Annotated in this window: 19 protein-coding genes; 9 read left to right on the top strand and 10 right to left on the bottom strand. The window is 72.5% G+C overall.

All coding sequences use genetic code 11. The features are described from left to right. Positions 1–10: 10 nt before the first annotated feature. Genes ACFY93_RS27250 through efeO form a run of 4 tightly spaced genes read right to left on the bottom strand, consistent with a single transcriptional unit; the run spans position 11 to position 4,308 of the window. Positions 11–1,015 carry a hypothetical protein gene (locus ACFY93_RS27250; RefSeq protein WP_391363785.1) on the bottom strand — a complete coding sequence of 335 codons (1,005 nt, stop codon included), beginning with the start codon at positions 1,013–1,015 and terminating at the stop codon, positions 11–13. After that, positions 981–1,847 carry an iron uptake transporter permease EfeU gene (efeU, locus tag ACFY93_RS27245; protein ID WP_391363783.1) on the bottom strand — a complete coding sequence of 289 codons (867 nt, stop codon included), beginning with the start codon at positions 1,845–1,847 and terminating at the stop codon, positions 981–983. The genes ACFY93_RS27250 and efeU overlap by 35 nt, the downstream gene beginning before the upstream one ends. A 2-nt stretch (positions 1,848–1,849) precedes the next feature. Further along, entirely contained in the window at positions 1,850–3,133 is a 1,284-nt protein-coding gene (gene efeB / locus ACFY93_RS27240) for an iron uptake transporter deferrochelatase/peroxidase subunit (RefSeq protein ID WP_391363780.1), read from the bottom strand. A 23-nt stretch (positions 3,134–3,156) separates the two neighbouring features. After that, on the bottom strand, positions 3,157–4,308 hold the full coding sequence (efeO, locus tag ACFY93_RS27235; RefSeq protein WP_391363778.1) for an iron uptake system protein EfeO: 1,152 nt from the start codon (positions 4,306–4,308) through the stop codon (positions 3,157–3,159). A 323-nt stretch (positions 4,309–4,631) separates the two neighbouring features. Between efeO and ACFY93_RS27230 the strand changes: the two genes are divergently transcribed. Further along, positions 4,632–5,276, top strand: a complete 645-nt coding sequence (locus ACFY93_RS27230) for a PhzF family phenazine biosynthesis protein (protein WP_391363776.1) — start codon at positions 4,632–4,634, stop codon at positions 5,274–5,276. A 29-nt stretch (positions 5,277–5,305) separates the two neighbouring features. Here ACFY93_RS27230 and map read toward each other — a convergent pair whose 3' ends face one another. Continuing rightward, on the bottom strand, positions 5,306–6,163 hold the full coding sequence (gene map, locus ACFY93_RS27225) for a type I methionyl aminopeptidase (protein WP_391363774.1): 858 nt from the start codon (positions 6,161–6,163) through the stop codon (positions 5,306–5,308). Positions 6,164–6,224: 61 nt separating this feature from the next. Here map and ACFY93_RS27220 point away from each other — a divergent pair, with 61 nt between their 5' ends. Further along, a complete protein-coding gene (locus ACFY93_RS27220; protein WP_391363771.1) occupies positions 6,225–6,461 on the top strand; it encodes a hypothetical protein in 237 nt (78 codons plus the stop codon). A 60-nt stretch (positions 6,462–6,521) separates the two neighbouring features. On the opposite strand, the gene ACFY93_RS27215 is transcribed toward ACFY93_RS27220, so the two are convergent. Further along, positions 6,522–7,124 carry a hypothetical protein gene (locus tag ACFY93_RS27215; RefSeq protein ID WP_391363769.1) on the bottom strand — a complete coding sequence of 201 codons (603 nt, stop codon included), beginning with the start codon at positions 7,122–7,124 and terminating at the stop codon, positions 6,522–6,524. A 179-nt stretch (positions 7,125–7,303) separates the two neighbouring features. On the opposite strand from ACFY93_RS27215, the gene npdG reads away from it, so the two are divergent. Both npdG and ACFY93_RS27205 read left to right on the top strand, forming a co-directional pair. Further along, on the top strand, positions 7,304–8,029 hold the full coding sequence (npdG, locus tag ACFY93_RS27210) for an NADPH-dependent F420 reductase (protein WP_391363767.1): 726 nt from the start codon (positions 7,304–7,306) through the stop codon (positions 8,027–8,029). Positions 8,030–8,124: 95 nt separating this feature from the next. Next, a complete protein-coding gene (locus ACFY93_RS27205; protein ID WP_391363765.1) occupies positions 8,125–8,307 on the top strand; it encodes a hypothetical protein in 183 nt (60 codons plus the stop codon). Positions 8,308–8,348: 41 nt separating this feature from the next. Here ACFY93_RS27205 and ACFY93_RS27200 read toward each other — a convergent pair whose 3' ends face one another. Continuing rightward, positions 8,349–9,119 (bottom strand): site-2 protease family protein, encoded by a 771-nt coding sequence (locus ACFY93_RS27200; protein WP_391363763.1) that lies wholly within the window; start codon positions 9,117–9,119, stop codon positions 8,349–8,351. A 185-nt stretch (positions 9,120–9,304) separates the two neighbouring features. On the opposite strand from ACFY93_RS27200, the gene ACFY93_RS27195 reads away from it, so the two are divergent. Further along, positions 9,305–12,658, top strand: a complete 3,354-nt coding sequence (locus ACFY93_RS27195) for a BTAD domain-containing putative transcriptional regulator (RefSeq protein WP_391363761.1) — start codon at positions 9,305–9,307, stop codon at positions 12,656–12,658. Between the two features lie 3 nt (positions 12,659–12,661). Here the strand turns inward: ACFY93_RS27195 and ACFY93_RS27190 are convergent, their stop codons facing one another. The 3 genes from ACFY93_RS27190 to panB form a co-directional block, all read right to left on the bottom strand. Continuing rightward, the gene (locus tag ACFY93_RS27190; RefSeq protein WP_391363759.1) at positions 12,662–13,489 is read right to left on the bottom strand and encodes an ABC transporter permease; all 828 of its coding nucleotides are present in this window, start codon (positions 13,487–13,489) and stop codon (positions 12,662–12,664) included. Continuing rightward, positions 13,486–14,508, bottom strand: a complete 1,023-nt coding sequence (locus tag ACFY93_RS27185) for an ATP-binding cassette domain-containing protein (protein ID WP_391363757.1) — start codon at positions 14,506–14,508, stop codon at positions 13,486–13,488. Before ACFY93_RS27185 ends, ACFY93_RS27190 begins: the two co-directional genes overlap by 4 nt. 237 nt (positions 14,509–14,745) lie before the next feature. Next, complete coding sequence (panB, locus tag ACFY93_RS27180; protein WP_391363755.1) at positions 14,746–15,633, bottom strand: 3-methyl-2-oxobutanoate hydroxymethyltransferase; 888 nt, start codon at positions 15,631–15,633, stop codon at positions 14,746–14,748. A 322-nt stretch (positions 15,634–15,955) separates the two neighbouring features. Here panB and ACFY93_RS27175 point away from each other — a divergent pair, with 322 nt between their 5' ends. The 4 genes from ACFY93_RS27175 (at position 15,956) to ACFY93_RS27160 (ending at position 20,900) form a co-directional block, all read left to right on the top strand. Then, positions 15,956–17,548, top strand: a complete 1,593-nt coding sequence (locus tag ACFY93_RS27175) for a DHA2 family efflux MFS transporter permease subunit (RefSeq protein ID WP_391363752.1) — start codon at positions 15,956–15,958, stop codon at positions 17,546–17,548. Positions 17,549–17,639: 91 nt separating this feature from the next. Continuing rightward, complete coding sequence (locus ACFY93_RS27170; protein ID WP_391363750.1) at positions 17,640–18,257, top strand: TetR/AcrR family transcriptional regulator C-terminal ligand-binding domain-containing protein; 618 nt, start codon at positions 17,640–17,642, stop codon at positions 18,255–18,257. Positions 18,258–18,523: 266 nt separating this feature from the next. Further along, positions 18,524–19,561, top strand: a complete 1,038-nt coding sequence (locus ACFY93_RS27165; RefSeq protein ID WP_391363748.1) for an endonuclease/exonuclease/phosphatase family protein — start codon at positions 18,524–18,526, stop codon at positions 19,559–19,561. A gap of 127 nt (positions 19,562–19,688) precedes the next feature. Beyond that, positions 19,689–20,900, top strand: coding sequence for an MFS transporter (locus ACFY93_RS27160; protein ID WP_391363746.1), 1,212 nt, complete (start codon positions 19,689–19,691; stop codon positions 20,898–20,900). The last annotated feature ends 56 nt before the right edge of the window (positions 20,901–20,956 follow it).

Genomic DNA, 20,956 nt, shown 5'->3' with positions numbered 1-20,956 from the left:
GCGCGCGGCGTCAGCCGCCCTTCGCCCCCGTGAGGCCCTGGACCCGGCTGAGGAACTCGACCTCGCGGTCCGACGACGTACCCGCCGGATCGAGGACAGCCTGGTTGGAGACGAACTCCAGCGTCAGGTACTGCTTGGGGTCGCCCTTCAGCAGGGCCTGGATGTTCTTGTCGGTGACGTTGAGGTCGACGCCCCGGGCGGCGGTCTGCTTCTCGTAGTGCCGGGTGGCGAAGAAGACGAGGGCGCCGCCATCGGTGGTGCGCAGACCGACCGGGGCGTGATCGCCCGAGTTCAGCGGCTCGTCGACGTACTGGCGGGCCAGTCCCGGCCTGGTCGCGTTCTTCTTGCGCAGGGCGCGCCACTGGGAGGTGTGGGTGCCCGGCGCGAAGGTGTCGCCGCCGCTTCGCAGATAGTCCGCGTACGAGGAGCCGAGCTTTCGCGGGGTCACGGCGAGGCCGGGGTCGTCGGCGGCGACCGGCTCGGCCCAGCCGTCCGCGTCCTCGGTGAACTTCGGCACGTCCCCGGAGCCGAGGACCGTGAGGTACGAGACCTGCCACACGTCCTCCGCGTCGGCGCGGGTGAACACCAGCAGCCAGTGGGAGCCCGCCGCGCCCTTGTTGGCCTCCGTGTCGGCGAGGAACCAGCGCGACCAGCCCGCCTTCTTCGGTATGACGAAGTGCGCGTCGGTCAGCTTCAGCGGCCGGTGGTTCGCGTTGCCGTCCGGGCTGGTCTCGTGCCCGGCGTCCAGCTTCGCGCCGTCGATGTCGGCGAGCGGGCCGGTGACCCGGTCCTCGTCCAGGGACCGGTCGTAGGCCTTGTCGGCCTTGTTGTAGGCCGTGGTGAAGTCCTTGAGGGCGCGGGCCGCCTCGGCGCGGGTGGCCGTGGGGAGGAACTCCCGCTCGCCGTGCACCGTCACACACCCGCTCGCCACCAGGGACAGAACGGTCACCGACCCCGTCGCCAGGGCGAACCGGTTGAGACTACGACGCCTTCGAGGGCTGCGATCCCCGCTCATCAGGTACCTTCACCTTCCCCTTCCCGGAGGCGAACCCTACCGGGGCGAGGAAGAGGGCGAGCGTCGGGACCAAGTACAGCGCCCACACCGTGACCTGAACGACGGTCGGGTCCGGCTGGAAGTTGAAGACGCCCTTGAGGAGGGTGCCGTACCAGCTGTCCGGCTCGATCGTGGAGCTGATGTCGAAGGCCAGGTTCGTCAGCCCCGGCACCCAGCCGGCCTCCTGGAGGTCGTGGAAGCCGTACGCGAGGACGCCCGCGGCGACGACGACCAGCATGCCGCCGGTCCAGGTGAAGAACTTGGCGAGATTGATCCGGAGTGCACCCCGGTAGAACAGGTAGCCGAGCAGGATCGCCGTCGCGATGCCGAGGACGACACCGATCAGCGGGCCGTGCGTGCCGTCGTTCGACGCGCGGACCGACGCCCACACGAACAGCGCCGTCTCCAGGCCCTCCCGGCCCACCGCGAGGAACGCGGTCGCGACCAGCGCGCCCGTGCCCATCCGCAGGGCCGCGTCCAGCTTGCCGTGCAGCTCCGACTTGAGGTGCCGGGCGGTGCGCCGCATCCAGAAGACCATCCAGGTCACCAGGACCACGGCGAGGATGGACAGCGAGCCGCCGAGCGCCTCCTGCGCCTCGAAGGTCAGCTCCTGGGAGCCGTACTCCAGGGCGCAGCCGAAGGCGAGGGCGAGCACGACGGCGACACCGATGCCGGTCCAGACGGGCCGCAGGGCGTCCCGCCTGCCGGTCTTCACCAGATAGGCGATGAGGATGCAGACGACGAGGCTGGCTTCCAGTCCCTCGCGCAGGCCGATCAGATAGTTGCCGAACACGGCTACGCCTCCTTGGAGAACAGCGCCCGGCCCCACCAGTCGTCCTTGTCCCGGACGCCCGGAGGGATCGCGAAGACCGCCGAACCCACGTGCTGGATGTACTCGTTGAGCGCGTCGGAGCGCGACAGGGCGCGCTGCACCGGGATGAAGCCCTTGCGGACGTCACGCTGGTACGCGAGGAAGAACAGGCCCGCCTCCAGCCGGCCGAGGCCGTCGGTGCCGTCGGTGAAGGAGTAGCCGCGGCGCAGGATCGTCGCCCCGTCGTTGGAGTCGGGGTGCGCGAGCCGCACGTGCGCGGTGGGCTTCATCGCCTTCAGGAACGGCTCGTCGCGCTCCTTGGCCTTGCCGACGGGGGCGCCCTCGCCCTTGTCGCGGCCGAAGACGTCCTCCTGCTCCTGCAGCGAGGTCCGGTCCCACGTCTCGATGTTCATGCGGATGCGCCGGGCGACGAGGTAGGAGCCGCCCGTCATCCAGCCGGGGCCGTCGCCGTCGCCCACCCACACCAGCTTCTTCAGGCGGTCGGTCTCCGTACCCGCGATGTTGCGGGTGCCGTCCTTGAAGCCGAAGAGGTTGCGCGGGGTCTGCGCGTCGGTGGTGGTGGACGACGTCTTGCCGAAGCCGAGCTGGGACCAGCGGATGGCGACCCGGCCGAAGCCGATCCGGGCGAGGTTGCGGATGGCGTGCACCGCGACCTGCGGGTCGTCGGCGCACGCCTGGACGCACAGGTCGCCGTCGCTGCGGGCCCTGTCCAGGTTGTCGCCGGGGAACTTCGGCAGGTCGACGAGCGCCTCCGGCCGGCGGTCGGCCAGACCGAACTTCTCGAACAGGGACGGGCCGAAGCCGATCGTCAGCGTGAGCCGCGAGGGCTTGAGGCCCAGTGCCTCGCCGGTGTCGTCCGGCGGGGCCTCGGCGAGCCCGCCGTAGGCGCCCTCGCCGACCGTGTGCCCGCCGGTCATCCGCGCGGCGGCCTTCGTCCACTCCTTGAGCAGCTCCACGAACTCGGCGCGGTCGTCGGTCTTCACGTCGAACGCGGCGAAGTGCAGCCTGTCCTGCACCGGTGTCGCGATGCCGGCCTGGTGGGCGCCGTGGAAGGCCACGGCGCCGCCCGTCTCGGCGCCCGCCGGGTCCACGTCGTCCCCGGCGCGGCTCATGGCGACGGCGCCGCCCGCCGCGGCGGCACCGAGCGCGAGCCCGGCCCCGCCCCAGCCGATCAGCGCGCGCCGGGACGGCGCGCGGGAGGTGTCCCGGTCCGCGGTGGCGGCGGTCTCGTTCGTCTCGTCGGTCACGGTCTGCCCCTTGGCTGCTTCGGCTACTTGGCGACGGAGGCGGCGAGCTTGGACAGCGGCTCGGCGAGGGCGTTGACCGCGTCGGAGAGCTCCTTGCGGTCGGCCTTGCCGACCTTGTCGTACGAGGTGAAGTCGTACGAGGTCTTGTCCGTGCGGTACTGGTCGAGCAGCGTGTTGAGCGCGGCGAACTGCTTGTCGAGTTCCTTCGTCAGCGCGGCGTCGTTCCCGGAGGCGACCGGCTTCAGCAGCTCGTAGGACTTCTCGGCGCCCTCGACGTTCGCCTTGAAGTCGACGAGGTCGGTGTGCGAGTAGCGCTCCTCCTCACCGGTGACCTTGCCGGTGGCGACCTCGTCGAGGAGTTCCTTGGCGCCGTTGGCCATCGAGGTGGGGGTGATCTCGGCCTTGCCGACCCGCTTCTGCCAGTCGGTGAGGTCGGTGATCAGCCGGTCGGCGAGCTTCTTCTCCGTCGCGCCGATCTTCTTGTCCTGCCAGAGGGACTTCTCCAGGCGGTGCCAGCCGGTCCAGTCCTTCTCCGGGTCCTGGCCGTCCTCGAGGCCGTCCTCGCGGACGTCGACCTTCGGGTCGATGTCACCGAAGGACTCGGCGACCGGCTCGGTGCGCTCCCAGCCCAGGCGCGAGTCGGCGTACGCCTTCTTCGCGGCCTCGATGTCGCCGTCCTTCACCGCCTGCGCGAACGCCTTGGCCTTCGGCAGCGTCTCGTCGGCCTGCTCCTGCGCGTACGCGCGGTAGGCGGCGACGGCCTTGTCCAGACGCGGGTCGCGCTCGGCGGCCTTGCCGGAGCCGGTGACCGTCAGCTTCTGCCGCACGCCGTGGCCCTTCATGCCGGGGCGGCAGGCGATCTCGTACGAACCGGCCTTCACCTCGGCGGTCAGCGTGTACTTGGTGCCGGGGCCGATGTTCTCCTTCTCGGAGACGATCCGGTCGTCGGGGAAGACGATCTCGACCTCGGTCGCCTTCGAGCCCTTGTTCTCGATCTTCAGGGTGACGTGCCCGGCCGGTACCGACTTCGCCGAGGTCTCGCACTTCGAGTCGGCCGCGACGACCTCGATCGCGTCGCCGTTCTTGGCGTCGCTCTTCTCCGTGCAGCCCGTGACGGCGGTCAGGGCGGCCGCGGTGGCGGCGGCGGTGACGACGGAGAGTCGGGCGGCTCGCATGAAGGCTCCAGGAAGAAGTCGTACAGACGACGCGGTGGGTCCGCGCTCTATTGGTGAGGCTCACCTAACTTATCTGAGCCTTCCCTCAGCGATACCCGCCTGTCCGGTGATTCAGCTCTCACAGCGGGCGCACAGGCACGGCTTGATCACGACGGCCCAAAAGCGATGCCATGGAAAGGCCAAGGGATGGTCAAGCGGAGCCTCGCGCGCCCCTCCACGGGCCGTCGGGGAACAGGGGCGCGGCCGGGAGACGGCCGGCGCACGGAATCACCGCCCGAAGCGCGGCGAACTCGCGAGCCTCCGCCCGGTGTTTGAATGTCCCGGTGACTGACTACGACGTGCTGCGGGTGTTCTGCGGACCCGGCGGCGGCCACGGCAACGAGCTCGGCGTGATCCGCGAGGGCTCGGTCATGCCGGAACGGGACGAGCGCCAGGCGTTCGCGGCGAAACTCGGCTTCAGCGAGACGGTGTTCGTCGACGACCCGGAGCGGGGCGTCATCGACATCTACACCCCCACCCTGCGGCTGCCCTTCGCCGGCCACCCCTGCGTCGGCGTGGCCTGGCTGCTGGACGTCCCCGAACTCCTCACCCCCGCCGGGGTGGTGGGCGTCCGCCTCGACGGCGAGTTCAGCTGGATCGAGGCCCGTCCCGAGTGGGCGCCCCCGCGCACGCTGCGCCAGTACCCCTCGGCCGCCGAGGTCGACGCCCTGCCCGTGCCGCCTCCCGGCGAGTGGCTGTACGCGTGGGCCTGGGAGGACGAGGCGGCGGGCCGGGTCCGCGCCCGGGCGTTCCCCGGACCCGACGACGGCATCGAGGAGGACGAGGCCACGGGCGCGGCTGCCCTCCTCCTCACCGACCGGCTGGCCCGGGCGCTCAACATCACCCAGGGCACCGGCTCGCAGATCCTCACGGCACCGCAGCCGGACGGCTGGGTGGAGGTGGGCGGCCGGGTACTCCTGGAGAGGTGAGCGCGCCGGGGCGGGTCGCCGGCGCCGCCCTACGGCAGCGTCAGGATGTCCGCCCCGGTGGCCGTGACCACCAGCGTGTGCTCGAACTGGGCCGTGCGTCTGCGGTCCTTCGTGACGACCGTCCAGCCGTCGTCCCACATGTCGTAGTCGTGCGTGCCGAGCGTGAGCATGGGCTCGATCGTGAAGGTCATGCCGGGCTGCATCACGGTGGTCGCGTGCGGGCTGTCGTAGTGCGGGACGATCAGCCCGGAGTGGAACGACGTGTTGATGCCGTGCCCGGTGAAGTCCCGTACGACGCCGTACCCGAACCGCTTCGCGTACGACTCGATGACCCGCCCGATGATGTTGATCTGGCGGCCGGGCCTGACCGCCTTGATCGCGCGGTTCAGCGACTCCCGGGTCCGCTCGACGAGCAGCCGGCTCTCCTCGTCCACGTCGCCGACGAGATAGGTGGCGTTGTTGTCGCCGTGCACCCCGCCGATGTACGCGGTCACGTCCAGGTTCACGATGTCGCCGTCCCGCAGGACCGTCGAGTCCGGGATGCCGTGGCAGATGACCTCGTTGACGGACGTGCACAGCGACTTGGGGTAGCCGCGGTAGCCGAGCGTGGAGGGGTAGGCGCCGTGGTCGCACATGTACTCGTGCGCGACGCGGTCCAGTTCGTCCGTCGTCACCCCGGGTGCGATCAGCTCGGCGGCCGCGGCCATCGCCCGCGCCGCGATCCGGCCGGCGGTCCGCATCGCCTCGACGGTCTCGGGCGTCTGCACCTCCGGTCCGGTGTACGGAGCGGGCGCGGGCTTGCCCACGTATTCGGGGCGCCTGATGTTTCCGGGCACGGAACGGGTGGGAGAGAGCTCCCCTGGTACGAGCAGCGACTGGCCAGACATGTCGGCGAGTCTATCCAGCGTCTTTCGGGGGACGATGTTCCCGACGGAAGGAGCCCATGTCATGGCCCTGTTCAAGAAGCGCACGGTCGCCAAACCCGGCGAGTGGTTCTACTGCCTCCAGCACAAGAAGGTCGAAGAGGGACCCGAGTGCCCGGCCAAGGACCGCTTCGGCCCGTACGCCACCCGCACCGAGGCCCAGCACGCGATGGACACCGCCCGCGAACGCAACCTCGAATGGGAGAACGACCCCAAGTGGCACGACGCCACGGCGCGGGACGCGGACGAGGACGGGAGCTGAGGACGGGAGCGGGCTACGGGAGCTGACGGGGGGCGGCCGACCACTTCCGGGAGTCCCGCGCTACCAGCGGGCCGGCGGCGGGGACGTCAGCCGGTCGGCCAGGCGGGAGAGCCGGTCGCGGAAGCGGCGGCGGCCCCGCGGGGCGGGGAGCGCGTTCTCCCCGGCGGCGGCGCTCACCAGGTGCTGCACCGTGTCCAGGTCGAGGTCCGGCTCCGCCGGGACCGCGAGCGCCTCGTGGGCCAGCGCCTGAAGGTCGCGGTCGCCGGTGTCGAGGGCCAGCACCGTCGCCCCGGCCCGCCGGGCGTCGTGGACCCGCTCCAGCAGCACCTCACCCGGCGCCGACGGGGACACCACGAGCAGGGTCTCCCCGCGCCGGGCCGCCTCCAGGCGGCCCAGGCCCACCGCCAGATGCGCCGGGTCCGAGGGCCGCGCCCCGTGCCGGACGAGCGTCGGCGACAGCTCCGGCGTCCCCGACCACGCCGCCTCGTCGACCAGATGCGCCGCCAGGTGCCACGGCTCGTACTCCGCCGTGCCCACCAGCAGCAGCCCGCCCCCGTACGACACGACCGACCCCCGCAGCGCGCCCGCGAAACGCCGCGTCGCCCCCAGCCACTCGGTCCCGGTGAGCACTTCGCGCAGCAGCGCGACCCGTACGGCGTCCATGCGCCCGCATCCTGCCGCACCCGGCCGCCCGCCGGGCCGGATTCCACCCGAATTCGCCCGTGCGGGGACCCCGCCGGGACAGGGGACCCCTGCCGAGGCGGGGACCCCCACCGCCACCCTCTCCACCCCCGGCCCGCCCTCGCCCCACCGGCGGGCGCCGCGCACGTAAAGTCGGCGCCATGACCAACAACTCCGCACAGGCACCCGCCGACGCCGCTCCCGCCAAGGCCCCGGCCAAGGACCCCTGGGACCTTCCTGACGTGTCCGGGCTCGTCGTCGGCGTGCTCGGCGGCACCGGGCCGCAGGGCAAGGGCCTCGCGTACCGGCTCGCCAGGGCAGGCCAGAAGGTGATCCTCGGTTCGCGTGCCGCGGACCGCGCGCGGACCGCCGCAGAGGAACTCGGACACGGCGTCGAGGGCACCGGCAACGCCGAGTGCGCCCGGCGCAGCGACATCGTGATCGTCGCCGTCCCCTGGGAGGGCCACGGCACGACCCTCGAAGCCCTGCGCGAGGACCTGGCCGGAAAGCTCGTCGTCGACTGCGTCAACCCGCTCGGCTTCGACAAGAAGGGCGCCTACGCGCTCAAGCCCGAGGAGGGCAGCGCCGCCGAGCAGGCCGCCGCCCTGCTGCCCGGCTCGCGGGTCACCGCCGCCTTCCACCACCTCTCCGCCGTACTCCTCCAGGACCCGGAGACCGACGAGATCGACACCGACGTCATGGTGCTCGGCGAGGAGCGGGCCGACGTGGAGACCGTGCAGGCGCTCGCGGGACGCATCCCCGGAATGCGCGGCATCTTCGCCGGCCGGCTGCGCAACGCCCACCAGGTCGAGTCGCTCGTCGCCAACCTGATCTCCGTGAACCGCCGCTACAAGGCCCACGCGGGCCTGCGGCTGACCGACGTGTAGGCGGCGGGACACGAGGAGGCCGGGGGGTGCGGGCGGCGCCCGCGCCGTGGGGGACACTGGGGGCACGCAGTGTCCCCCGACAGGAGCCCATCGCCATGCCCCGCCTCGCCGTGTACGCCCTCGCCGTCTGCCTCCTCGCCGTCGCCGCCGCCGTCGTCTCGTTCGTCCAGGGCAGCGTGCTGATGGGAGTCGTCTGGGTGCTGCTCGCGGGACTCTCGTCCAACATGACCTGGTACTACGCGCGCCGCGGCCGGACCCAGGGCACCCCGTCCGCCTGAGCCCGCCGCCCCGGCCGCCCGAGCGGCGCGGCCGGGACCGCCTACTGCCAGAAGCGGTACAGGTCCTGGCCCCGGTACGTCTCGTACGGGGCGACGCCCAGACCCCGCAGGACCGTGTCGATCACGTCGAAGAACACGCCGTTCACCGACGGGATCCACAGCACCGCGAAGACGAGCAGCAGACCGAACGGCGCCAGCGGCTCCACCTGGCGCCTGACCCCGTACGACAGCCAGGGCTCGATGATCCCGTAGCCGTCGAGGCCCGGCACCGGCAGGAAGTTCAGCAGGGCGGCCGTCACCTGGAGCAGCGCCAGGAACGCCAGCGCGTACCGGAAGGCGCCCGGTGTGCCGTCCAGGGCGTCCAGCCAGAACGGGGCCGTGCACGCCACCGCGAACAGCACGTTCGTCAGCGGGCCCGCCGCCGAGATCAGGCTGTGCCGCCAGCGGCCCCGGATGCGGCCCCGCTCGATGAACACGGCGCCGCCCGGCAGACCGATCCCGCCCATGATCACGAAGATCACCGGCAGCACGATGCTCAGCAGCGCGTGCGTGTACCGCAGCGGGTTGAGCGTCAGATAGCCCTTCTCGCCGACCGAGAGGTCACCGCTGTGCAGCGCCGTGCGGGCGTGCGCGTACTCGTGCAGGCACAGGGAGACCACCCAGGCGCCCGTCACGAACAGGAAGACGGCCACGCCCGGCTGCTCGGCGAAGCCCGTCCACACCGCCCAGCCCGTCACCGCCGTCACGGCCACGATGCCGAGGAAGACGGGACTGATCCTCCGGTCGCCGCGGCGGAAGGCGGTGGTGGTCATGGGGCTCCCTGGGCTGTGGCTCATGAGGTGGCACTGCCCGGCCTCACCGGGCTTCATGTCGAAAACGTCTCGCGGCCGCCCCCCGGTTCCGGAGAGGGTGGACCGGCTTCCCCGCCCCGGACCGGCCCGCTCGCCGGGGTCCGTCGCGGAGGCGCCCTGACACCACCGGACCGCCACCGGCAAGAATGGACCCCGTGCGCTACCGCATCCTAGGCACCACCCAGGCACTCCGCCCCGACGGCACCCCCGTCCCCGTCGGCGGGGCCCGGCTGCGCGCCCTGCTGACCGTGCTCGCGCTGCACACCGGCCGGACGGTGCCCGCCGCGCTCCTGGTCGACGGGGTCTGGGACGGCGACCCGCCCGCCGACGCGACCGGAGCGCTCCAGGCGCTCGTGGGCCGGCTGCGCAGGGCGCTCGGCCCCGAAGCCGTGGACTCGGCCGACGGCGGCTACCGCCTCGCCGCGCCCGCCGACGCCGTCGACCTGCACCGCTTCGAGCGGCTCGCCGACGAGGGGCTGCGCGCGTTCGCCGACGGCGACCCCGCGAAGGCGGCCGTCGTCCTCGACGACGCGCTCGCCCTCTGGCACGGACCCGCCCTCGCCGACCTCCCGGACCGCGCCGCCGAGTCCGCCCGCTGGGAGACCCGCCGGCTGGACGTGCGCCGCGCCCGCCTCACCGCCGCCCTCGCCCTGGGCCGCGCCGAGCAGGCCCTGCCCGAGCTCACCGCCCTGTGCGACGGCCACCCCCTCGACGAACCCCTCCAGGCCCTGCGCCTGCGCGCCCTGCGCGACACCGGCCGCTTCGCCGAAGCCCTGGCCGCCTACGACTCCGTACGGCACCTCCTGGCCGACCGCCTCGGCTCCGACCCCGGACCGGAGCTTCGCGCCCTGCACACGGAGCTGCTCAGCCCCGCCGGGTGTCCGGCCCCGGGTCCGGGCGCCGAGCCCGCGCCGCCCCCCGGCCCACCGCCCGCGCCCCCGGCCCACGGCAACCTCCGCGCCCGCCTCACCTCCTTCGTCGGACGCGAGAGCGACATCGGCGCCATCCGCGACGACCTGCGCACCGCCCGCCTCGTCACCCTGCTCGGGCCCGGCGGCGCCGGGAAGACCAGGCTGTCGCAGGAGGCGGGGGAGACCGTCGCCGAGCTGATGCCCGGCGGGGTGTGGCTGGCGGAGCTCGCCCCGGTCGACGACCCCGGGACCGTGCCCGAGGCGGTGCTCACCGCGCTCGGCGCCCGCGAGACCGTCCTGCGCGGCGCCGGCGCGGAGGAGCTGCGGGCCGCCGCCGACCGCCACGACGACCCCCTCGCCCGCCTCGTCGAGCACTGCGGCAGACGCCGGATGCTGATCGTCCTCGACAACTGCGAGCACGTCGTGGACGCCGCCGCCCGCCTCGCCGAGCACCTGCTGGAGCACTGCCCCGGCCTGACCGTGCTCGCCACCAGCCGCGAACCCCTGGGAGTGCCCGGGGAGTTGCTGCGCCCCGTGGAACCGCTGCCGGAGCCCGTCGCACTGCGGCTGTTCGCCGACCGGGGAGCGTCGGCGCGACCCGGTTTCCGCATCGACGCCGACGAGGAGACCGCCGCGGCCGCCGCCGAGATCTGCCGGCGCCTCGACGGACTGCCGCTCGCCATCGAACTGGCCGCCGCCCGGCTGCGGATGCTCACCGCGCGCCAGATCGCCGACCGGCTCGACGACCGCTTCCGGCTGCTCACCTCGGGCAGCCGCACCGTCCTGCCGCGCCAGCAGACCCTGCGGGCCGTCGTCGACTGGTCCTGGGACCTGCTCGACGAGGACGAACGCGCCACCCTGGAGCGGCTGTCGGTCTTCGCGGGCGGCTGCGACCTGGCCGCCGCCGAGTCCGTGTGCGGTCCGGCCGCGCTGGAGACCCTCGGCTCGCTCGTCGACAAGTCCCTCGTGGTGGCGGCCCCCTCGGCCGGCGGCGCGATGCGCTACCGGCTCCTGGAGACCGTCGCCGAGTACGCCGCCGAGCGGCTCGACGCGTCCGGCCGGCGTGCCGCCACCGAGCGCGCCCACCTCACGTACTACCGCGAACTCGCCCGCACCACCGACCCCGAACTGCGCGGCGCCGGGCAGCGGACCGCCCTCGAACGGCTGGAGCGCGAGTACGAGAACCTGCGCACCGCGCTGCGCCGCGCCGTCGTCGCACGCGACGAGCAGGAGGCGCTCTGCCTGGTCCTGTCGCTGTTCTGGTACTGGCAGACCCGCGACCAGCGCGTCGAGGCCCGCGTCTGGTCCCAGGAGGTCATGGCGCTCGGCCCCGACCCGTTCACGCCGCCCGCCCGGCCGGCCGAGCCGCTGTACGAGAGCTGCACGGACGCGCCGCCGCCGATGCGCCCCGAGATCCTCCAGGAGGCCCGGCGCGGTGTGCATCTCATCCACGTCGCCTGCATGGACATGGACCTGGCCGCCTGGGAGAGGCCCGAGGCGAAGGAGAAGCTGCGGGTCATCACCGAGACCTACCGGCCGGGGCAGCCGCAGACCTGCCGGCACCCCGGCGGCCTCTGGTTCTACGCGGTCCTGCTGACCGGCGACATCGACAGGACGCGGACCGTCGTCGACGCGACGGTCCGCACCTGCCGCGAACTCGGCTACACATGGGAGCTCGCCGCCGCGCTCCAGATGCGCGCCAACATCCTCGCCAACCGCGCCGACTGGGCCGGTGACGCCGCCCAGGACGCCGACGAGGCGCTGGCCATCTTCACCGGCCTCGGCGACGCCTGGGGAGCGGCCGAGGCCCTGTCCGCGCGCGGGGAGGCCCACGAACGCCTGGGCGAGTACACGAGCGCCGCCGACGACTACCGGGAGGCGATGACGTACGCCGAGCGGCTCGGCGCCCGGGCCCAGACGGCGGTGCTCGGCGCCCGTCTCGGCAGTGTGCTCATCGATTCGGGCGAGACCGAGCGGGGCGAGCGGATGCTGCGGGAGGTCCTGGCGGAGGGCCGGAGCACGCCCAACGAGGCGCTGCCCGCCTCCCGGCTGTTCCTCGCGGGCTGGCTCGGGCGCAGCGGCCGGATCGCCGAGGCGCGCGAGCAGATGCGCCTGCTGCGGGAGGACTTCGAGGCCGTCACCTTCGTGGTGTTCGACGGGTTCGTCATCGGCGTCGAGGCCTGGCTGGACGCGGTCGACGGGAAGTACGCCGACTCCTTGGAGAAGGTGCGGCTGGCGATGGAACGGTCCCAGGAGCCGCTGTCGCGGATGATCGCGCCGCAGATGACCTCCACCCACCTGGCCACCGCGGCGGTCGCCCTGGCGGGTCTGGACGGCGGCCGGTACGCCCGCGACGCGGCCCGCTGCGTCGGCGCGGCGGACGCCCTGCTGCCCCCGGAGCACGTCACCGGCCCGACGGAGGCGGAGCTGCGGACGAGGGCCGAGGCGGAGGTGCGGGCCGTGCTGGACGACGCGGCGTACGAGGCCGCGTACGCCGAGGGCGGCGGCCTCTCCTTCGAGGAGGCCGCCGCCCTGGTGCGACGCGGACCGGGGGGCTCGGACGCCCAGGGCGCCGAGGGGGCCGGGTGAACGTCAGGCCTTCTTGCGGAACTTGTGGATCGCCAGCGGCGCCATCACCAGCGTGATCAGCGCCGACCAGCCGAGGGTCAGCCACAGGTCGTGCGCGACGGGGCCGCCGATCATCAGGCCGCGCGACGCGTCCGCGAGGGCGGACAGCGGGTTGTAGTCGGTGAAGGCCTGCAGCCAGCCCGGCATGGACTGCGTCGGAGCGAAGATCGACGAACCGAACTGCAGGGGCATCAGCACCAGGAATCCCATCGCCTGGACGGACTGGGCGTTCTTCATCGAGACGCCGAGCACCAGGAAGATCCACATCAGGGACGAGGCGAAGACGACGGTCAGCCCGACGGCCGCGAGCAGCCCGCCCCAGTTCGTGATGTCGAAGCCGACGAGGACACCCACGATGATGAGGATCGACGTCGCGATGACCATCCGCATCAGCTCCACCGCGATCTTCGCGAAGAGCACGGAGCCCTGGCCGATCGGCAGGGTCCTGAAGCGGTCCATGACACCGGTCTGGAAGTCCTGGTTGAAGCCGGTGCCGACGGCGGTGGCGAGGTTCATCCCCGTCATCGCCATCAGACCGGGCACCACGTACTGCACGTACTGGTCCTGGCCGCCGCCCAGCGACTGGCCGATGGAGCCGCCGAAGACGTACACGAACAGCAGGGTGAAGATGACCGGCATCAGGACGGCGTCGAACATCGACTCCGGGTCCTGGCGGATCCACAGCAGATTGCGGCGGACGAGCGCCCCGATGTGCCGGGCGTGGGCGCGGGCGCCGATGCGGCCGTCGGCCTTGGTCTCGGCGCGGGGGGCGTCGATGACGGCGGTGCTCATACGGAGACCTCCTCGTGGGCGCGGTCCGGGGTCTCCTGCGGGGTGCTGGCCTTGTGGCCGGTGAGGGACAGGAACACCTCGTCCAGACTGGGCAGTTCGGTGGTGATGGAGCCGATGGTGATGCCCCGGGCGACGACCGCGCCGACCACGGCGGTCAGCTGTTCGTCGCTGAGCACCGGGACCAGTACGGTGCCGGTCTCGACGTCCACGGTCGACGTGGCGAGGCCGGTGAGGCCGAGCTCGTCGAGCATCGCGGCCAGCGGGCGCAGCTCCAGCGGGTCGAGCGGGCGGACCCGCAGCGTGCGGCCGCCGACCCTCGCCTTGAGCTCGTCGATCCGGCCGCCGGCGATGACCTTGCCGCGGTCTATGACGGTCAGTTCGGAGGCGAGCTGCTCGGCCTCCTCCATGTACTGGGTGGTCAGCAGCACGGTCACGCCGTCGCCGACCATCCGCTTGACCTCGCGCCACACCTCGTTGCGGGTGCGCGGGTCGAGACCGGTCGTCGGCTCGTCCAGGTACAGCACGGCCGGGCTGCCGATCATGGACGCGGCGAGGTCGAGCCTGCGCCGCATACCGCCGGAGTACGTCGACGCCGGGCGCTTGGCGGCCTCGCTGAGCGAGAAGCGCTCCAGGAGCTCGTCGGCACGCCGGCGGGCCTCCTTGCGGGACAGGTCCAGCAGCCGCCCGATCATGTACAGGTTCTCCCAGCCGGGGAGCTTCTCGTCCACGGAGGCGTACTGGCCGGTGAGGCCGATCACGCGGCGCAGCTGCCGGGGCTGCTTCAGGACGTCGTAGCCGGCGACGAAGGCGGAGCCGGCGTCGGGCCTGATGAGGGTGGACAGGACACGTACGAGGGTGGTCTTGCCGGCGCCGTTCGGGCCGAGTACACCGAGGACGGTGCCTTCGCGGACGTCCAGGTCCACGCCGTCCAGTGCCTTGGTCTCGCCGTAGTGCTTGACCAGCCCCCGCACGGTGACGGCGCTGGCGCCGCTGCCGGGGTTCTTGTCGATTCGCGTCATGCCCTCAAGGTGTCATCCGCCACCGACAGACCACCGACAGCGCAGGCCGGTCACCGGTACGTCGCCGACGGATCGCCGACGGACCGCCGACGGATCGCCGACAGGGAGGCTCCCCGCCCCGGGAAATGAGGCAACCCGCCGACGGGGGAAGATCGGCGGGTTGCCCGTGGTACCGCAGTGGCTCGGTGGCGCGCCCCCGCACGGCCGGCGGGGGCGGCGCCTCACGCGTGCGGGGCGTCAGTGCACGGAGTGCTCCTCCTGGGGAAACGTTCCGCCGACGACGTCCTCGGCGAACGCCTTCGCCGCGTCCCCGATGACGCCCCGCAGGTCCGCGTACTGCTTGACGAAGCGAGGCATCTTGCCCCCGGTGAGTCCCAGCATGTCGGTCCACACGAGCACCTGGGCGTCCGTCTCGGCACCCGCGCCGATCCCGACGGTCGGGATGTGCAGCACCCGGGTGACCTCGGCGGCGAGCTCCGCCGGGACCAGTTCGAGCACCACGGCGAACGCGCCGGCGTCCTGCACGGCCTTGGCGTCCCGCAGCATCTGCTGGGCGGCCTCCTCGCCCCGGCCCTGCACCCGGTAGCCCATCGCGTTCACGGACTGCGGGGTCAGGCCGATGTGCGCCATGACCGGGATGCCGGACTCGACGAGCAGCTCGATCTGCCGGTGCGAGCGCTCACCGCCCTCCAGCTTCACCGCGCCGACGCCGGCCTCCTTGACCAGCCGGGTGGCCGAGCGCAGCGCCTGCACCGGGCCCTCCTGGTAGGACCCGAAGGGGAGGTCGGCGACGATCAGGGCGCGCGAGGTGCCCCGTACGACGGCCGCCGAGAGCATCGCCATCTCGTCGAGGGTGACGGGCACGGTGGTGTCGTACCCCAGGTGGCAGTTGCCGGCCGAGTCGCCGACGAGCATGACCGGAATCCCGGCCTCGTCGAAGACGGACGCGGTCATCGCGTCGTAGGCGGTGAGCATGGGCCACTTCTCGCCGCGCTCCTTGGCGGTGGCGAGGTCGCGCACCGTGACGCGGCGGGACCCCTTGCCCCCGTAGAGCGTCCTGCCTCCGTCGGCGGGCTTCGGCGCACCGGTGTCGGGCTGCTTCTGGGCAGCGGAAGGCTGCGTCATCGCAACGGCTCCTTCTGTCATCTCGAGGCGCCCTGACGGCGTCCCCGGATCCCCTCCATGGTGGCACCCGCGAGCCCGCGACGGCTAGGGGCTGTCCGGCGGATCACGTCGCAGTGAATCAGCGGTGCCTGATCACCCCCCGTGTATGCGGCACGGTCCGCCGGACAGCCCCTGGACCGGGAGAAGGGACATGGCTCTCAACCCGGCTTCCGCTCTCCGCGTCCTGCCTCATGCGCGCCGGATCGTAAGTTCTGCGTAAAGTCTCGACAAGTCTTTACGATACGAGACGGTGTCGTATCGAATACCCCCTAGGCTCGTTCCCATGACTACTCCTGCTGACCCAGCTCCTCCCGCCGAGCGGCGGGTGCCCGAGGCGGTGCACCGGCGCCGCTGGGCGATCCTCGGCGCGCTCATGCTCAGCCTGCTGATCGTGGTGCTCGACAACTCGATCCTGAACGTGGCGATCAAGACGATCTCCACGCCTGAGCCCACCGGCCTCGGCGCCACCCAGAGCGAGCTGGAGTGGGCCATCAACGCCTACACGCTCGTCTTCGCCGGCCTGCTGTTCACCGCGGGCCTCCTCGGCGACCGGGTCGGCCGCAAGAAGGTGCTGCTCATCGGCCTCGCCGTCTTCGGTGTCGGGTCGGCGCTCGCCGCGGAGTCCGGCTCCCCCGTGCAGCTCATCGCGTTCCGCGCGGTGATGGGCCTGGGCGCCGCCTTCGTGATGCCCGCGACGCTCGCCGTCCTGATGAACGTCTTCGAGCGCGACGAGCAGCCCAAGGCCATCGGCATCTGGGCGGGGGGCGTCGGCCTGGCCATCGCCATCGGCCCGATCACCGGCGGCGTGCTCCTCGACCACTTCTGGTGGGGCTCCGTCTTCCTGGTCAACGTGCCCATCGTGGTGATCGCCCTCGCCCTGATGGTCTGGCTCGTCCCGGACTCGCGCGACCCGAACCCCGGCCGCATCGACCCGATCGGCGTGGTCATGTCGGTCATCGGCCTCGTGCTGCTCGTCTACGGCATCATCAAGGGCGGCCAGCTCGCCGACTTCACCGACGTCACGGTCCTGTCCACGAGCGGCGCCGGCCTCCTCGTCCTCGTCGCCTTCGTCGTGCACGAGAAGCGCAGCGACCACCCGTCGATCGACGTCACGTACTTCAAGAACAAGGTCTTCTCGGCGGCCATCGGCGCCATCGCGCTGGTCTTCTTCGCGCTGATGGGCGTCACCTTCTTCTCCGTCTTCTACACCCAGAGCGTCCGGGGCTACACGCCGCTGGAGACCGGCCTGCTGATGCTGCCGCTGGCCGCCGCCCAGCTCATCTTCGCGCCGCGCGCCCGGCTGGTCGTCGACCGCTTCGGCTACAAGGCCACGACCACCGGCGGCATGGCGATACTCGCTCTGATGCTCGCCGCGTTCGCGGGCCTCGAGGCGGACACCCCGATCTGGATCCTGGAGGTGCTCTTCTTCCTCATGGGCACGGGCATGGCCCACATCATGACGCCGACCAGCGTCGTGATCATGCAGGCGCTGCCCCGCGAGAAGGCGGGCTCCGCCTCCGCGCTCAGCAACACCTTCCGGCAGGTCGGCGGTGCCCTCGGCATCGCGGTCCTCGGCTCCGTGCTGTCCACGGCGTACCGCAACGGCATCGAGGACAAGCTGCCGCCCGCCGCCCGGCACGAGGCGGGCGAGTCCATCGAGGCGACGCTCGGCTTCGCCGCCAAGCTCGGCGCCCGCGGTGACGCCCTCGTCGGTCCCGCCAACGACGCCTTCCTGCACGCCATGCACGTCACGGCGTTCTGGGGAGCGGGCGTCGCGGCGATCGGCGCGGTGATCGTCGCCGTGTTCCTGCCCGGCCGGACCCCGGCGCCCGAGCGGGAGCCGAAGGACACCGAGCTGGTGTCGGCCGACCACTGAGGACGGCGGGGGCGCCGGAATCGCACCCGGCGCCCCGCACACCCGCCGGACCAGGGAGAATCGGCGCACCAGACGAAGGGACGGAATCGACGTGAGCCCCGCGGATCACCAGCACGGGCGGACGGGCACCGCACGGGGCCGACCCCGCAGCGAGGCCGTGGAACGCTGCATCCTCGAAGGCGTGATGAAACTCCTGGAGGACGGTGTGCCGCTGGGGGAGATCTCCATCGAGCGGGTCGCGAGGACCGCCGGCGTCGGCAAGGCGACCATCTACCGCCGCTGGAGGGGCAAGGAGGAACTCTTCGTCGACGTCCTGCGCACCGCCGAACCCGTCGACCCGGAACTCCCGGGCACCTCCGTGCGCGACGACCTCGTCGTCCTGCTCGAGGCGCTGCGTCAGCGCAGCCTGGCCAACCGCTCGTCGGCGATCCTCCACAACGTCTACGCCCAGATGAAGAGCAGCCCGAGGATCTGGGCCGCCTACCACGCGACGGTCATCGAGCCGCGCCGCCGCACGGCCTACGAGGTGCTGCGCCGCGGGCAGCGCGACGGCGAACTCCGCACGGACATCGACGTGGAACTGATGAACGACCTCATCGTGGGCCCCATGCTCGTGCGTTCCGTGATGCGCCCCGACGCCGACCTCCCCGACGGCCTCGCGGAACGGATCGTCGACGCGGTACTGGAAGGCGCCCGCCCGCCCCGCTAGGCCCCCTGCGCCGCACCCCGGTCCGGCCCGATCCGGACGGACGACGGGTCCGTACGTTCCGTCAGGAGACCGCCGCGCCAGGCGAAACAATGTGCGCGTTTCGTCACAGGAGCCGCGCTCGGGACCCCCGTCCGGAACTCCGGACGGCCGGTTCGTCGTCCTGGTGCCCGTACGGCCGCCCGGGGCGGCAGGATCGGCGCCGTTCATCCCCTAGGGTCGTAGACCGGGGGACGGGACGGTGTGCACGGCAAGTTGTGAGGCGACGTATGGCGCAGGCGTATGTGACGGAGACGGGCAGCGGCGGCTCGGGGCCCGAGCGCCGGGGAGCCCGGTTCCTGCGCCTGCTCGACGGCTGGAGGGGCGACCGCCGCGTCTGGCGGCGCGGACTGGTGCTCGCCGCGATCGCCGTGCTCCTCGCCCTGGTGATGCTGCTGCACGCGTCGGTGCCCAACCGGATCGGCAACCTCGGCAGCCTCACCGAGACGTTCCTGCCCTGGCTGGGCGTGCTGATCCCGGTGCTGCTGGTCCTCGCGCTGGTCCGGAGGTCGGCGACCGCGCTGATCGCGGTGCTGCTGCCCGCGACCGTCTGGCTGACCCTGTTCGGCGGGCTGCTCGTCGACCGGACCGGCTCCGGCGGCGACCTGACCGTCGCCACCCACAACGTCAACGCGGACAACCCGGACCCGTCCGGCACGGCCCGCGACGTCGCCGCGTCCGGCGCGGACGTGCTGGCCCTGGAGGAACTGACCCAGAGCGCCGTCCCGGTGTACGAGAAGGCCCTGGCGCCGACGTACAGGTACCACTCGGTGCAGGGCACCGTGGGCCTGTGGAGCAAGTACCCGCTCAGCGACGCGGAGCCCGTGAACATCCGGCTGGGCTGGACCCGCGCCATGCGGGCCACGGTGACCACGCCAGAGGGGCGGATCGGGGTCTTCGTCGCGCACCTGCCCTCGGTGCGCGTGAAGCTGGAGGCCGGCTTCACGGCCCGCCAGCGGGACAAGAGCGCCGACGCGCTGGGCGAGGCCATCGCCGGGGACGTGATGCAGAAGGTCGTCCTGCTCGGCGACCTGAACGGCACGATGAACGACCGGGCGCTCAACGCGGTGACCGCGCAGATGCGCTCCACGCAGGGCGCGGCGGGCAGCGGCTTCGGTTTCAGCTGGCCGGCGTCGTTCCCGATGGCGCGGATCGACCAGATCATGGTCCGGGGCGTGGAGCCGGTCACCTCGTGGACCCTGCCCGAGACGGGCAGCGACCACCTGCCGATCGCGGCGCGCGTGAAGCTGGACGAAACCGGCTCGTAACCCCCTGTCTCCCGGACCGGGAAATACTGGACCGGCGCGCATTTGTTCCGTGGCTGAACAAAGCGTTACCCTCAGCCGCACAGGCTGTCCGCCGCGCCGCCCCGACATCCGGAAGGTCCCTCCTCCCATGCCCCTGGCCCTGCTCGCCCTCGCCGTGGGTGCCTTCGGCATCGGTACCACCGAGTTCGTGATGATGGGACTGCTGCCCGACGTCGCCGACGACCTGCGCGTCCCGATCCCCACCGCGGGCCACCTGGTCTCGGCGTACGCGCTCGGCGTGGTGATCGGCGCCCCGCTGCTCGCCGCGGCCACGGCGAGGATGTCCCGCCGCAAGGTCCTGATCGCCCTGATGGTCCTCTTCGTCGCGGGCAACGCGCTCTCCGCGCTCGCCCCCGACCACCACTGGCTGATGGCGGCGCGCTTCCTGAGCGGTCTGCCGCACGGCGCCTTCTTCGGCGTCGGAGCGGTCGTCGCCACCACCCTGGCGGCCGACGGACGCAAGGCCCGCTCCGTCTCCCTGATGTTCCTCGGCCTGACCGTCGCCAACATCGCGGGCGTGCCCGTGGCCACGCTCATGGGCCAGCACCTGGGCTGGCGCGCCACCTTCCTCGGCGTCAGCGCGATCGGCCTCGTGGCCATCGCCTCGCTGGCGCTGCTCGTCCCGCGCGATCACACGCACGCCCCGTCCACCGGACTGCGCGGCGAGCTGGCCGCGCTGCGCTCCCTGCCCGTGTGGCTGGCGCTGGGCACCACGGTCGCGGGCTTCGGGGCGCTGTTCTCGGCGTACAGCTACATCACGCCGATGCTCACGGACTCCGCCGGATACGCCGACGCCAGCGTCACCCTGCTGCTGGCGCTGTTCGGGGTCGGCGCGACCGCCGGCAACCTGCTGGGCGGCCGCCTCGCCGACCACTCGCTGCGCGGCACCCTCTTCGGCGGCCTCACCGCGCTGGTGGCCGTGCTCGCCCTCTTCCCGGTCCTCATGGGCGCCCAGTGGAGTGCGGCCGTCGCGGTCACCCTGCTGGGTACGGCGGCGTTCGTGACCGGGTCCCCGCTGCAGCTGATGGTCATGGAGAAGGCGTCGGCGGCACCGTCGCTGGCGTCCTCCGCGAACCAGGCCGCGTTCAACCTCGCGAACGCGGGCGGTGCCTGGATCGGCGGCGTCGCGCTCGCGGCGGGCTTCGGCACGACCTCGCCCGCGGTCGCGGGAGCGGGCCTGGGCGTCCTGGGGCTGTTCGTCGCGGCGACGGCGTACGCGGTGGACCGGCGGCGGGCGACGGCGTCGCCGGGCCGGCTGGTCGCGGCGTACCGCCCGCGGCGGGAGGCGGCGCGCCGGTGACCCGCCGGAGGCGTTTCGCGGGTGCCCCGGCCCCCGCGTGGCCGAATGGACGTGCC

This window comes from Streptomyces sp. NPDC008313 (genome assembly GCF_042956125.1).
Lineage (GTDB): Bacteria > Actinomycetota > Actinomycetes > Streptomycetales > Streptomycetaceae > Streptomyces.
Note: the sequence above shows the minus strand (reverse complement) of the source record. Positions and strands in the feature narration are given on the sequence as shown.